The organism is Tsuneonella litorea, from assembly GCF_025154015.1.
Lineage (GTDB): Bacteria > Pseudomonadota > Alphaproteobacteria > Sphingomonadales > Sphingomonadaceae > Tsuneonella > Tsuneonella litorea.
This window is the reverse complement of sequence record NZ_JAOAMV010000001.1, coordinates 201,877-216,257: the sequence shown is the minus strand read 5'-3', so window position 1 is coordinate 216,257 and position 14,381 is coordinate 201,877. Positions and strand designations below refer to the sequence as shown.

The following is a 14,381-nucleotide window of genomic DNA, read 5'->3' as shown; positions in this document are numbered from 1 at the left end:
GGTGATGGGCCGGAGAAGTGTTGCCCATGAATCGACCCACCTGATGGAGCGCGCGGAAGCCGCTACCCTCAAAAATCTCTGAGATGTTAGTGCTTCTGCGATCGCCCACTGGAGTTCTTCATCAAGGCAAGGCGGGCCGAAAGTTTGCTGTTTACCGATTGTCGTTCGGCGTCGCTCATATCTGCCCAGCGACCAATCTCGGAGGCCGACCTTCCGCAGGAAGTGCACCAGCGTCGAGCACGGCCGAGGTAGCATCCTTTCGTACACGGAGACTCGCTTGAAAGACTGGTCGGGCTCGGGGGTGTTGCCATTTGGATTGACATATTTGGTTTCATTTTCCGCGTTGGGACAGTCACAGCGACCAGTCGGCGGCGTGCCGACAGCCTGTATTGATAGCGTCCCGTAACCTCATTCGTCGCCGGTGTGTCACCTGACGCCAGCCCTCTCGGCGAAGCTCCACGCTCTCTGCGACAGTGGCTCGACTCGCGCGCTCATCGCCTTGGCGTGGGCCGAGCTGGCTGTTCCGTCGATCACACGCTTCTTGATGCCCTGCAGGATGCCCGCCAGCCGGAAATGGTTGTAGGCGAAGTACCAGTTCATGTCGGGCACGTCGGTGCGCCCGGTCGCGGCGCAATAAAGTTCGATCACTTCGTCGAGCTCCGGAATGCCGAGTTCCGCTCGATTGAGGTCCATGACGCCCGATCGTCCGCCGTTCTCGGTCACCCAAGCCATGCAGAAATAAGTGAAGTCCGCCAGCGGATCGCCGAGCGTCGACAGTTCCCAGTCGAGCACCGCGAGCACCTTAGGGCGATCGTGGGCAAAAATCAGGTTGTCGATCCGATAATCACCGTGGACCACACTGGTGCGGGTTTGCTCGGGCAGCGTCGCCGGAAGATATTCGATGAGCTTCTCCATCGCCGGCATGTGCTCGGTCTCCGAGAGCCGGTACTGCCTGGTCCAGCGGTCGACCTGACGACCGAAGTAATTGCCGAGTTTGCCGTAATCTTCGAGCCCTGCCCCGGCGAGATCGACGTTGTGGAGCGCCGCCAGGATATCGGTCATCGTGCGGTAGACCGCGCGGCGTTCTTCGCTCGAGGCGCCGGGCATTGCGCCGTCCCAGTTCGTCCGCCCGTCGACCATATCCATAACGTAGAACCACGAACCGATCACGCCGTCGTCGGTGCATAGGCCATACTGCCGCGCGACTGGAAAGCCGACCTTGTGAAGGCATGACTGGACCTTGAACTCGCGATTGACCGCGTGCGCGCTCGGCAGCAGCTTGCCGAAGGGCTTGCGGCGCAGGACGTAGCTCCTTGAGGGCGTTGAAAGCTTGTAAGTGGGATTGGACTGCCCGCCTTTGAATTTGCCTTGCGTGAGCGGCCCGCGAAAGCCTTCGACGTTCGCTTCCATCCAGGCCGTGAGCCGGACTTCGTCGAGCCGGTCGGCATCCACTGGCTCGACCGTGCCGGTAAAAGCAGCCTGGGCGTCTTGGACGGCGTGTTCTTTGCTCATCGGTCGAACACCATCACTGCGGCGCGCGGCACCGGTCAGACTCCTCTTCCCGCGAACAAGGCATCAGGCAGAAGGTGCTTCGGCCAAGCTTTCGACGTGCAGCTTCAGATTCAAGTCCACATAAGGCCCGGGGCCTTCGATCCAGTCCCGCAATACATCCATGTATTCGAACGGGCCCCCGCCATAGTTGCTGAGCCAAATCGAATCCCGCTCGTTACGCCCTTCGTTATTGTAGTATCCAGGTGTGCATTCGCGGAGGAATGTCGTGTCTTCCATGGCTTTCGACTTAAGCACCTCGAGCCAGCGATCTTCGGCCTCGCTCGTAACCTCGAAGTCGGTGCCTGCGTCGAGGTTGCGGCGGATCAAGGCGGCATAGTGCTCGGCTTGCTTGCGGTTCATGAAACAGATATTCCAAGTGATGCCGGCCTGTTTCAAACCGCTGATTATGCCCATATTGGGAAACTTGTGGACAAACATTCCGTGAAGCGAACGGCGGCCGTTCTTCCAGTACTCGGATAGGGTGATGCTTCCGACGCCTTTCATGTCAAAGCCTGCTGTGCGGTCTGGCGGGGAAGCCACCTCAAACCCGCTCGCGTAGATAATGCAGTCGACGGCGTACTCCTTACCGTCGTAGACGATGCCCGTTTCGGTAATCCGGTCGAGTCCCTTCCCCAGCGTATCGATCAACTGGACGTTGGGCCGATTATAGGTCTCGAAATAGCCGTCGACGAAAAGCGGCCGCTTGCACATCCAGTTATAGTAAGGCTTGAGCGCTTCGGCCGTCGCGGGATCGTCGACCCGCTCATCGATCCGCGCGCGCATCGTTTCCATCTTCTCGTAATCGGCGATCTGGCGCAGGCGCGCCATTTCCTCGGGTGTCTTACCCTCGTACATCTTCGCGGTCATGCGGCCCCAGTTGCGAGTCCAGCCGTCCTGCACCAGGTCCTCTTTCTGGGGGATCGAGTTGACGAAACCCTCGAAATTGCGCGCTCGCTTTTCCCACCAGCCGGCTTCCTGGCTGTTCCACCATTCCGGGTCGGTCGGCTCGTTTTCGCGGTCGTCGACCGCGGCGGGCGTGCGCTGGACCACATATAATTGCTGGCAGTACTCGCCGAGGTAGGGGATAGCCTGCACCGCACTTGCGCCGGTGCCGATGATGGCAACACGCTTGTCCTTCAGCCCGACAAGGCCCCCGGTGGTGTCTCCCTTGGTGTAGCCGTAGTCCCAGCGCGAAGTGTGGAAGCTGTGCCCCTTGAAAGTTTTGGCACCGGGGATCCCGGGCAACTTGGGCCGGCTGAGCACCCCGACCGCCATGCTGATGAACCTGGCGCGCAGAGTATCCCCGCGATCGGTCGTAACGATCCAGCGCTGGAGATTATCGTCCCATTCCGCGCCGGATACACCGGTCTGAAGCAGGGTACGCTCGTCGATCCCAGTTCGTTTCGCGATGCGCCGCGCGTGATCGAGGATGTCGGGTGCGCGCGAATAGCGCTCGGCCGGCATTTCCCCGTGTTCCTCGATCAGCGGCAGATAGTTGTACGCCTCCACGTCGCAGCGGCATCCAGGATACCGATTCCAGTACCAAGTGCCGCCCACGCTGCTGCCTTTCTCGATAACGCGAAAATTCGTCACGCCCTGCTTTAAAAGCGCATCGGCCTGAAGCAGGCCGGAAAACCCGCCCCCGACCACGACGACGTCCACGTCCTCCACGATGGCATCTCGCTCGAGCGGTTGTTCGCAATAAGGGTCTTCGATGTCGCCGATGAAAGGATGATCCATCTCTACGTATTGCTCGACGCCGTCCTTGCGCAGGCGCTTGTTGCGCTCTTCGATATACTTGGCGTGGAGTTCGTCCATTCGGCTTTCAATGTCCGTCACCGCGTTCATGCGTCCTCTCCAGGTCTTCTCGTCAAACTTGTCTCGTCCCCCGCGCCGACTCCAGCGAGGCGCGCCAGGTCGTCCGGCGGGAATTCGAGTTCGGCCAGGATCTCCTTGGTGTGCTCGCCGAGCTTTGGAGGCAGCGAGCGGATTTCGGGCCGCTCTCCAGCCGCGCGAAGCGGCGAGGCGACGGTTCGAAACTTGCCCCGCTGGAGGATCATCCCTGATTGCTTGGTTTGGGCATGATCTGAAAGTTCGCCGAGAGTGTGCACCGGGGAGCACGGGATCGCGCTCGCCGAGAGGGCGGCGAGCCAGTCTTCCCGTTTGCGCGTCTCGAGGATTGCCGACACGCGCTCGATCACTTCCGCGCGGTGATCGACCCGCCCGCTGCCTTTCGCGAAGCGAGCGTCGGCCGCCAGGGAAGGCTCGCCAGCGATCTCGCAGAACCGCTGCCAAAGCGCGTCATTGGCAATGCCAAGAATGATCGGCGCATCTGCGGTCTCAAAGGCTTGGTAGGGACAAAGAGACTCGTGCCCTGAGCCTAGCCGGGCCGGTTCAGTCCCACGCTGCCAATAGCTTTGCAGCACGTAGCCCAGAAATCCGACGGCGGAATCGAACAGCGATGCCTCGATCTTCACTCCGCGCCCGGTGCGATCGCGCTGCATCAGGCCGCCCATCAGTCCGATGACGGCGTGCAGGCCCGTGGCCTGATCGACGGGAGAGAACGGCGTACGTGCCGGCGGCCCGCCGGGTTCACCCGTGAGTGAGAGCATGCCGCTGAAAGCTTGGGCGATCAGGTCGTAGCCCTTGTCTTCCTTCATCGGACCGCGGCTGCCGTACCCCGATATACTGGCGTACACTATCCGCGGATTGACGCCGCTGAGCGCCGCCCATCCCACCCCAAGCCGATCCGCTACGCCCGGTCCGAACGATTCGACAACGACGTCCGCCCGACGAGCCAAACTGTGCGCCGCTTGGAGGCCTTGGGCCGTACGCAGGTCTAGGATCACCGAACGTTTGTTGCGGTTTACGGCGAGGAAGATCGTTCCGACGCCGTTTTCGAACGGTGGCCAATGCCGCGTGTCATCGCCGCCCGGCGGCTCGACCTTGATCACGTCGGCTCCGAGGTCGGCCAAGTATTGGGTGCACAGCGGGCCGGCGAGAATCTTTGAGAAATCCAGCACACGAATTCCCTGCAGGGGGAGGTAGGCCTCCTCCGCATGCTGGTTGGGCGCGGGCTCGATGTCTTTCCACATCTCTCGTTTTCTATGGTAAAACAATTGACATGTCTAGGGCCAATCAATATTAACGCTACTCCGGTCGAGGCATCGTCAATTAGCCCGGTTGCCTGACCGGAAGGCGGGTTTGAAGCGCGCAAGGATCGGGCCGAGAGTCGGACAAGGGAAACGATGCAAAGGAAGGAAGCGCATTTCGGCCGCATCATGCGCTGCTACGCGGACCGGCCCGCCAACGTCTGGCAGCGCTTGGCTGCCATCATGGCAGCGAATGCTTCCGCTGTGGCAGTCGTCGAGAACGGCGAGGAACTTACTTACGGTCGGCTCGATAGCGAATCTGCCTCGCTCGCCAACTGGCTCGCGAACGCCGGGGTGGGTCAAGGTGACCGGGTTGCGGTCATGCTCAATAACGGTGCCGACGCGGTACGTGCCGTTGTTGCAATCGTGCGGCTCGGCGCGGTGTTGGTGGCACTCGGGACGCGCTCGCGCGCTGGGGAGCTATCGCACTTCTTTGCCGATGCTGAGCCTTCCGCCGTCATTCACGGCCCGGAATTCACGTCTGAGTTGGAAAAGGCCGAGGGATTGCCGCGCTGCCGTCTGGATGTGAGCAGGGCCGACTGGCGTGCGGCGCTGGCTGCGGGCGCCATGGCCCCTATCATTGGCGATATCCGGGAAGAAGCCACCTTTGCCCTGCTTTACACGTCGGGGACCACTGGAAGGCCGAAGGGCGCGATGCTGTCCCATCTCGGCGTAGTCCATTCATGCATGCATTGGCGCGAGGCATTTGATCTCGGAGACAATGAGGCGACGCTGTTCTGCGTCCCCTGGGCCCATGTAAGCGGACTGTGTGGCGTCCTGATGCCGTTCCTCTTCCAAGGGGCAAAACTGGTGATGATGCCCGAGTTTAACCGCCACGAGGCGCTTCGACTTGCAAGGGACCACGCAATTACCCACGCCCTGATGGTTCCGGCGATGTACGGGCTATTGCTCCTTGAGCCGGATTTGGCCGACTTCAAGCTCGCGAGTTGGCGGATCGCAGCCTACGGCGGCGCTCCCATGCCGGAAGCCACGATCGAGCGGTTCGCTCAGGCTTTCCCCGACCTTGCGATGTGCAACGCATACGGGGCGACGGAAACCACCTCTCCTGCCACGATCATGCCGCCGGGCGAAGGAACGACACACGCGGACAGCATTGGCCGCGTGGTAGCGTGCGGCGACATCCGGGTGATGGACGAGGCCGGTCGCGAGGTTCCCGCCGGCGAAAACGGCGAATTCTGGATCGCGGGGCCAATGGTGTCCCCCGGTTACTGGAGAAGCCCTGAGGCCACAAAGAAGGCATTCGAGGGAGGCTATTGGCGGTCGGGCGATATCGGCAGCGTCGATGCCGACGGCTATGTTCGCATCGCCGATCGTAAGAAAGACATGATTATCCGGGGCGGCTTCAAGGTCTATCCTGCGGAAGTAGAGAACGTCATTACAGCGATGACTGGGGTGACCGAGGTTGCGGTGGTCGGAAGGCCAGATCCGCTGCTCGACGAGGAGGTCATCGCTTTCGTCTCCAATCCTGACTGCAGCATCACGGATCGGGCGGTTCGCGAATGGTGTGCAGCGCGCCTGTCGGATTACAAGGTCCCTGCCGTTGTCAAGGTCGAGTGTGATCCGTTGCCACGCAACGCGAACGGCAAGATCCAGAAGGCGCCCTTGCGCGATCGTGCATTGGCACTTCCCGCGACGCAGCGTCTGGAAGCAGACGCATGACCGGGCGCCGTGTCCCGGTGCTCGTCGGGGTAGGCATCGCAACGCGACGCGAGGAGGATTACACCAAGGCGCTCGAGCCGCTCGACCTGATGATCGAGGCGACACGTGCGGCGGGCGCCGACTGCGGGAAGCCTGAATTGCTCCGCGAGGTCGGCCGGATAGCGGTGCCTCGCGGTCGCTGGCGCTACCGCAACCCGTCCGGCGCGATCGCCGCGGCAATCGGCGCCGGTGGGGCTGAGACCGTTCTTTCGACGGTGGGCGTACTGCAGCAATCGCTGATTGCCCGCGCCTGCGAAGACATTGCCGATGGCCGGATCGACAGCGCCATCGTGGCCGGCGCCGACGCGGGCTTTCGCATTCTGCGGGCGAAGATTGCCGGCAAGTTCGCGGTGGAACGCGCGCAAGAAGACGATCCCGATATCCTCCTCGAGCCGGCCGAAGAACTGCGCCACGAGGCCGAAGTGGCAGCAGGGATGCAGATGCCCGTAGGTCTTTACGCGCTCGCCGACAGTGCGCGCCGGGCCGCGCTGCGGCGCGGCATCGAAGCGCATCGCGAACACCTGGGGGAGATGTATGCCCGGTTCTCCGCCATCGCTGCCAACAATCCCGACGCCTGGATTCGAGACCAGAAGAGCCCACGCGAGATAAGCGAACCGGGCCCGCGCAATCCGATGCAGGCCTTTCCCTACACGCGGTTGCATTGCTCCACCTGGAACGTGGATCAGGCGGCCGCCCTCTTGCTATGCTCTGAGGACAGGGCCGACGCTCTGGGAATCGAGCCGGCGCGCCGCGTCTATCCGGTCGTCAGCGTTGAATCCAATCACATGGTTGCGCTCTCGGCGCGTAAGGATCCGGGCCGCTGCATCGGTGCCGAAGTGGCGGCAGAAGCCCTGTTCCGCGAGTCAGGGATATCCCCCGAACAGATTGACTTGTTCGAACTGTATTCTTGTTTCCCGGTCGCGGTCGAGTGCTTCGCGGAGGCCGCGCGGGTGCCGAAAGGACGGGACCTGACAATCACGGGCGGAATGCCGTTCGCGGGCGGTCCCTACAACAACTACTTTTTCCAGGCGACGGCGAAGGCCGCGGAACTGTTGAGGGCAGGGGGTGGGAAAACGACGCTTTTGTCCTGCGTCTCTGGGATCATGACCAAGCAGGCTTTTGCCTTGTGGTCGGCGGAGCCGCCTACACGCGGCTTCGCGCGGCTTGACGTGACGGCTGACGTCGCGGCGCGCAGTGAGCAGGTCGAAGTCGCGATAGACTTCGCCGGGGAGGGGAAGGTAGTCGGCTCCACGGTCGTGCATGCACGCGGCTTGGATCCAGTCGCAGTACTGCTGATCGATACCTCACCCGGCCGGCGCGCGCTGATAAAGTGCGAGCAACCGGAAGTGATCCGCTCGCTCGAAACCGACGAGTGGGCGGGACGCACGGTCAAAGCCGCTGGCGGACTATTGGTGGCATGACCATGGAGGCGGCCGTTACTTCGCTCGCCAAGGTTGCGGACGACATCTGCTCGCTCACCTTGGCACGCCGCATGGCGGCGCTTCTCGATCGCCCGTCCGTAGCTCTGGCCCAAGGAGATCCCCTCCCACGCGGCTGGCACGTCCTGATGTTCAATCCGCCCACATCGCAGAGCCGCCTGCGGCACGATGGCGCGGCCGAACTGGGTTTCGACATGCCGGACCTGGGGCTTCCCCGATTGATGATGGGAGGCAGGAAAATCGCTTTTCTGGGTGACATCCCCATCGGCGCCTCCGTCGTTCGACGAAGCACGCTCGGTTCTGTTGTCCGGAAGAATGGTCGTTCGGGCTCATTTGCGCTCGTGGAGGTCGAGCACGTCATTACGCTCGAAAACAGCGGACAGCAGGTGCTCACCGAGACGGTCAGATATGTCCTTCGTCCAAGTACTGAGGGGGCCGCCCGTGTGAAACCGCTCGAAATCCCACAAACGATCGACACGACACATGATGTTCCAGAGAATGCCCTTATGCGGACCTTTCTGGCTACGGAAGAAATGCTGTTTCGCTATTCCGCGATCACCGACAACCCGCATCGCATCCATTACGACCACCCATACGCGACCTTGGTCGAGGGCTATCCCGCACTGGTGGTCAATGGCAGCCTGCCTCAGATGGTCCTGCTGGAGATGTTCCGCGAATACGCCGGCCGCGAGCCGGCCGGCCTCGACAGTCGGAACCGGGGGCCGATCTATTGCGGGTCACCAGTATATCTGTCGATCTCGAAACAGGGCGATTGCTTCGCGCTTTCTGCCCGCGATGCGAACGGAGCCCTTGCGATCGAGGCGACTGCGTGGTGAGCGAGAGCAGGTCTTTGGATGAGAATCAGACGCCGGCCCTGTGGCCCGGCGCGCTGGAGGAAGCGCGCGAACTGATCGGCGTCGAGCTGCGGCGCACCGGACAACAATGGAACACCGAAGCGTCTCCCGACGCCGTTCGCCAATTCTGCTGGGGGATAGGCGACGACAATCCGCTGTTCACCGATCCCGCATACGGCCGGCGGTCACGCCATGGCAGCGCACTCGCGCCGGGATGTTTTCTATATACCATCGACACAACCGTCGTGGCCCCCAAGCTCCGGGGTATCCAGTGGCTTTACGGCGGGACGGATTTCGAATGGTTCGAGCCGATCCGCCATCGGGATAGCTTCACCGTTACGGCAAAGCTGCTGGACGCGGTCGAGAAGGAAGGGCGCAATGCACCCAGATTCATCATCCAGACGGGCGAAACGAATTACACCAACCAGGAGGGCAAATTGGTCTGCCGAGCCCACGGCAGCACGGCGCGTACGGCGCGCGGTAAGGCCAGCGGCGGCCTCAAATACAAGCCGCGCGCCACTTACAGCTATACCGACGAGGAATTGGCAGAGATCGCCTTCGCCATCGAAACCGAGGAATTGCGTGGAAGTGCGCCCCGGTTCTGGGAGGATGTCCAGGTTGGCTCCGAACTGCAGCCGATGCTCAAGGGCCCCCTGACAATAACCGACATGATCTGTTGGTACTCCGGCGGCGGGCACAGCTACCAAGCGCACCGCCGCGCGGTCATGCACCGCAAGCGGCATCCCGCCGATGCATTTCGAAATGCCGAGACGGGCGCGCAAGACAGCGCCGCACGTGGGCACACCGAAAGCAAGATGGCGCGCGATGTCGGAATGCCGGGCGGATACGACGTGGGCCCGCAACGCATCTCCTGGATGGGCCAGTTGATGACTAACTGGATGGGCGACGACGGCTTCCTACGCCGCCTCAATGTCAGCATCCGGCGGCCCAACATCTTCGGCGACGTGTCGTGGTGCCGCGCGCAGATCATGGACAAGCGGGTCGAAGACGGGAGCGGTCTTATCGACCTGGAGGTCTGGGTGCAGAACCAATTGGGCGAGGTCACGGCCAAGGGGCAGGCGGCGGTGATCCTGCCGCGCAAATCGAGCACGAGCTGATGGTCTTTTCCGGTTGCACCGGTCACGACTCAAGCTTTTGCGGAATATAACATAGGTCGGGAAAGGTCTTCTAATTGCAATACATAGTAGGAGTCGACATCGGTGGAACCTTCACCGACTGCGTAGTGCTCGATACGGCCGCCGAGAATGGCGTCGCGGTCGAAATCGGCAAGGCAAGTTCGACACCGCCCGACTTCCAGACCGGTTTCCTTCATGCGCTGGAAGCCGGAGCACGGGGGCACGACCTCACCCTGCAGGCGCTGCTCCGTTCTGCACGTGTTTTTCATGGTTGCACCGTCGGGACCAACGCGCTGGTGGAGGGTAAGACGGCGCGGGTCGGCCTTCTCTCCACCCGCGGTCACATCGATGCGACCTTCATCATGCGCTCGGGGGCGCGGCTGAAGTGGATGCCCTCGCAATACATTGCGCATGTTGCAAAACAGACGAAGCCCGAGCCATTGGTGCCGCGAGCGTTGTGCGAGGAAATCGACGAGCGTGTCGCCTTCGACGGGGCTGCGGTCGTCGATCTCAACGAAGACCTTGCTCGCGAAGCGATCGTGCGGCTGGTCGACAAAGGCGTCGAGGCAATCGCGATCTCCCTGATCTGGTCGACCGCGAATCCCTCGCACGAGCGTCGATTGCGCGATCTCGTGAACGAGATAGCGCCGAACCTGTTCGTGTCGATTTCATCGGAAGTCAGCGCGCGAGTGGGAGAATACGAGCGCACCGTGGCCACGGTTATCAACGCGATGATCGGTCCGCCGATGCGGCATTACCTCGAAGCGCTGGAGGGCGACCTCGCAGCGAACGGTTTTTCGGGCAAGCTGCAGATCATGTCGTGCGCAGGCGGGCTGATCGATTCCGACCTAGCCCGCTCGCTGCCCGTTCTGACGATCGGGTCGGGACCGGTTGCCGGCCTGATCGGTGCGACGAACCTTTCGCTCAGCAAGGTCGGCGGCAGCACCAACGTCGTGACCGCGGACGTGGGAGGGACGACACTCGACATCGGAACGATCCACCACGGGGTGCCAATAAGGCGTCCGACGGCGAGCCACGGTCAGTTCGAATACTTTGTCTCCACACTCGACGTCCGCTCGGTCGGTTCGGGCGGCGGCAGCATCATTCGCGCGGGCGACAATGCGCTCAAGGTCGGTCCCGACAGCGCGGCGGCCAATCCCGGACCGATCTGCTTCGGGCGCGGAGGAAGGCTGCCCACGGTCACCGATGCCGCTGCCCTGCTCGGATACTACGATCCGGACTATTTCTTCGGCGGGCGCATCCGTCTTGCGATCGATCCCGCTCGCGAGGCTCTTTCGGAACTTGGGGCGACGTTCGGCATGAGTGCGGAGGAGGCGGCGGCATCTGCGATGCGCATCGTCAACGCCCAGATGGCGGACGCGATCTGGTTGACCCTGACCCAGCAAGGCTACGACGCGCGTGACTTCGTGCTTTACGGCTTCGGAGGGGGCGGCGGGCTGCACGCCGGGGAGATCGCGCGCGAACTAGGAATTCACACCGCCGTCGTCCCGCTCAGTGACCTAGCTGCTGGATGGTCGGCCTTCGGCATCGCCGCTTCGGATGCGCTCGTCAACGAAAGCGCGGGCATGAGCATGGCCAGTCCGTTCGATCCGGACATCATCAACGAACAGTGGCGCCGGCTCGAAGCGCGTGTGCTCGACAAACTTGCCAACCAGGGCATCGCGCTCGAGGATATCGAACTCTCCCACCATGCGGAATTGCGCTACGCTCTGCAGACCAACCAGGTGGCGGTCTCGGTCGAAGGCGGGGATTACGATGCCGGTGGGGTCGAGCGCATGGTCGCGGTTTTCGAAGCGGAATACGAGCGATTGTTCGGGCAGGGCAGCGGCTATTCCGCTGCCGGAATGCAGCTGACGAGCCTCGAAGTGCGCGGTCACGGCCCTATGAGCGACGTCGCCATCGAGAATGTGGAGATGGGGGACGCGGGTGCGGACTTTCCAGGCAAGCGCGAGCGTGACGTGCGATGGGCCACCGGCATGCAATCCACGCCGATCTTCGAAGGCACCCGGTTGCGGCGTGGGTGGAGCGCCGAGGGGCCGGCGATCCTGGAATTTCCCGACACGACCATTCTTGTCGCCCCTGGCGACAGTGCGGCGATCCACGATACCGGAAGCGTGGTCTTGACCGTGGGAGGCAAACAATGACGAAACCTGATCCCAAGGCCTGGTCCGGCAAGGTTCACTCCTATCGCCCCGCAGCAGACTGGAAAGCCCGTGTCGATGACAGGCTCGAACTGCACGAGGACGTAGCGGAGGTGCTCGATCCGACTGATTACGAAGTGATCCGGCAGAAGCTTTGGACCATCAACCTGGCGCACGGAGACACGATCACGCGGATCTCCGGCTCGCCTGTCCTCGCCACGCTCGACTTCAACATGTCGATCCTGACCGAAGACGCCGACGTCGTGATGAACGCGCCTTACATCCAGTTCCTCAATGCGGGCGCACCGCTCGGCATTAGGTACATCATGGAGAACTACTCGACCGCGCCCGGAATCGACGAAGGCGACATCTTTTGCTGCAACGACCCGTGGATCGCTGCGTGCCACCAGATGGACGTGCTTTTTGCGGCACCTATTTTCTGCGAAGGCAAGCTGTTCGGCTGGGCCGCCAACGCAGGCCACCAGTATGACCTGGGCGGCATCGTTCCCGGCGGTTGGCCGCAGAACGCGGAAGACGTATACTCCGATCCGGTCGTACTGCCTCCCTTCAAGCTCGTCGAGAAGGGTGTGATGCGCAGGGACCTCGAGGCGCTCTATTTGCGCCAGTCGCGCCTTCCCGATATGGTCGCGCTCGATCTCCGCGCACAGCTGGCTGGCGTACGCTTCGCGCGCGAGCAGATCGTGCAGCTTTGTGGCCGTTTCGGGGCGGCGACGGTCAAAGCGGCGATGCGCCAGATGGTGGACCAAGCGCAGGAAAGCTTCCGCAAGAAGCTGCTTTCGATTCCCGATGGAACCTGGACGGAGACACGGTACATCGATGAGCCGATGCCATTCAGCCGCACCACGCAGCGTACCCAGTTATCGGTGACCAAGAAAGGTGACCGGCTGACAATTTCGAACGCCGGCACCGACGCCCAGACCCCTGGTACCAATGGAATTCCCTTCGTTACCTGGGCTGGGTCGATTACCGGCATCATCTCGGTTTCGATGCTCTATGAGCAGCTCTTTGCCTATGGGGGGTGTGAGCGGCAGATCGATTACGAGGCTACGCCGGGCACGCTGACGTGCGTCGACTATCCGGCGGCGGTCAGTGGCGGGATCCTCCATGCCGTGACCATGATGAACGCCATGCAGGCCGTCCTCTCGCGCATGATGGCGGCGTCCGAGGAACTCAAGGGAGACATCGTCGCACCCTGTGCGGAATTCATGTTGCCGGTGCTGATCGGCTTCAACGATCGGGGCGAGTATTTCGGGCAAGCGATCCTCGACGGCTTCGCCTGCGGGTCCGGCGCGCGCTCGTTCGGCGACGGGGTCGACACCGGAGGACCCAACTTCAGTCCGCTGTCGATGATCCTCAACACCGAGCAACTGGAGCAGTGGTATCCGATACTTTGTCTCTACCGCCGGAGCGATCCCGACAGCGGCGGCGCCGGCAAATGGCGAGGCGGGAACGGTCTGCGGCTCGGCATCACGCCCTATCGCGCGCAATCGATGGATATCGTTACCAATACGGGCGGGCAAGGAGCGACCAGCCAGAACGGGCAGGGCTTATTGGGTGGGTTACCGTCCCCAGCCAGCCATTATGTGATCCGCAAGGGAACGGAGCTCGCGACGCTAATGGCCGGCAAGCGATTGCCCCAGACTGCCTTCGACATAGCAGCAGAGGAAACGCTATGGCTGGGACCCAAGTCGAACGGGACGCCGCTCAGCAAAGGGGACATCTTCGAATTTCGCGTCGGGGGAGGGGGCGGCTACGGGGATCCGCTCGATCGCGATCCGCAGCTTGTTGCGCGCGACATCGAGTTGGGTGCGATTTCTCCCGATGCCGCGCGGAACGTGTACGGCTTCGATCCGGAAGACAGCAACGCGCGGTCCAGATTGCGCGAATCGCGGGGTAAGTGGCGCAAACTCGAAACGTCCGACGAGACGCGGGTGCTTGCAACCGGTGAGCCCGATTTGGCGATCCACGAATACGTCGTGGCAACTGATCGGAATGGCGAACGGGTGCTTGCATGCGCGAAATGTGGCGAGCGATTGGCGGGGTTTTCCGGCAGCTACAAGGACGGAGCGCTGGTCACAGAAGTCGCGATCACGACTATTCCAAGCGCACCCGATCCCGCGCGTTACATCGACGACGAAATGGTGCTGCGTCTGTTCGCCTGCCCCGGATGCCTGACCCAGGTGTCCGCTGACATTGCTCGTGCGGGAGAGCCAGTTTTCGAAGAGATGCGACTGGCGGCCACCTGACATTCGGGGTCTCGCCCGATCCTTCGGGATGCCGTCCAGATGCTTGACACGTGGGCAGCAAAGTTCCAATGTTTAATTATTGGACCATTAAAATACTGCGT

Annotated in this window: 10 protein-coding genes; 6 read left to right on the top strand and 4 right to left on the bottom strand. The window is 62.2% G+C overall.

What is annotated here, in order from left to right:
• Positions 1-86: 86 nt before the first annotated feature.
• The 4 genes from N0B51_RS14850 to N0B51_RS00880 form a co-directional block, all read right to left on the bottom strand.
• On the bottom strand, positions 87-311 hold the full coding sequence (locus tag N0B51_RS14850; RefSeq protein WP_375545918.1) for a DUF1289 domain-containing protein: 225 nt from the start codon (positions 309-311) through the stop codon (positions 87-89).
• 115 nt (positions 312-426) lie between these two features.
• Entirely contained in the window at positions 427-1,512 is a 1,086-nt protein-coding gene (locus tag N0B51_RS00890) for a phosphotransferase family protein (protein WP_259960308.1), read from the bottom strand.
• 63 nt (positions 1,513-1,575) lie between these two features.
• On the bottom strand, positions 1,576-3,369 hold the full coding sequence (locus N0B51_RS00885) for a flavin-containing monooxygenase (RefSeq protein WP_259960307.1): 1,794 nt from the start codon (positions 3,367-3,369) through the stop codon (positions 1,576-1,578).
• 26 nt (positions 3,370-3,395) lie between these two features.
• A complete protein-coding gene (locus tag N0B51_RS00880) occupies positions 3,396-4,646 on the bottom strand; it encodes a CaiB/BaiF CoA transferase family protein (protein WP_259960306.1) in 1,251 nt (416 codons plus the stop codon).
• Positions 4,647-4,799: 153 nt separating this feature from the next.
• Between N0B51_RS00880 and N0B51_RS00875 the strand changes: the two genes are divergently transcribed.
• The 6 genes from N0B51_RS00875 to N0B51_RS00850 all read left to right on the top strand — a co-directional run bounded on the left by N0B51_RS00875 (position 4,800) and on the right by N0B51_RS00850 (position 14,280).
• Positions 4,800-6,383 (top strand): class I adenylate-forming enzyme family protein, encoded by a 1,584-nt coding sequence (locus N0B51_RS00875; RefSeq protein WP_259960305.1) that lies wholly within the window; start codon positions 4,800-4,802, stop codon positions 6,381-6,383.
• Positions 6,380-7,843 carry a hypothetical protein gene (locus N0B51_RS00870; protein WP_259960304.1) on the top strand — a complete coding sequence of 488 codons (1,464 nt, stop codon included), beginning with the start codon at positions 6,380-6,382 and terminating at the stop codon, positions 7,841-7,843. Before N0B51_RS00875 ends, N0B51_RS00870 begins: the two co-directional genes overlap by 4 nt.
• On the top strand, positions 7,840-8,697 hold the full coding sequence (locus tag N0B51_RS00865; RefSeq protein WP_259960303.1) for an FAS1-like dehydratase domain-containing protein: 858 nt from the start codon (positions 7,840-7,842) through the stop codon (positions 8,695-8,697). The genes N0B51_RS00870 and N0B51_RS00865 overlap by 4 nt, the downstream gene beginning before the upstream one ends.
• Positions 8,694-9,833: an FAS1-like dehydratase domain-containing protein gene (locus N0B51_RS00860; RefSeq protein ID WP_259960301.1), complete on the top strand. Its 1,140-nt coding sequence runs from the start codon at positions 8,694-8,696 to the stop codon at positions 9,831-9,833. The genes N0B51_RS00865 and N0B51_RS00860 overlap by 4 nt, the downstream gene beginning before the upstream one ends.
• A 74-nt stretch (positions 9,834-9,907) precedes the next feature.
• The gene (locus N0B51_RS00855) at positions 9,908-12,016 is read left to right on the top strand and encodes a hydantoinase/oxoprolinase family protein (RefSeq protein WP_259960300.1); all 2,109 of its coding nucleotides are present in this window, start codon (positions 9,908-9,910) and stop codon (positions 12,014-12,016) included.
• Positions 12,013-14,280, top strand: a complete 2,268-nt coding sequence (locus N0B51_RS00850) for a hydantoinase B/oxoprolinase family protein (RefSeq protein ID WP_259960299.1) — start codon at positions 12,013-12,015, stop codon at positions 14,278-14,280. The genes N0B51_RS00855 and N0B51_RS00850 overlap by 4 nt, the downstream gene beginning before the upstream one ends.
• Positions 14,281-14,381: the final 101 nt, after the last annotated feature.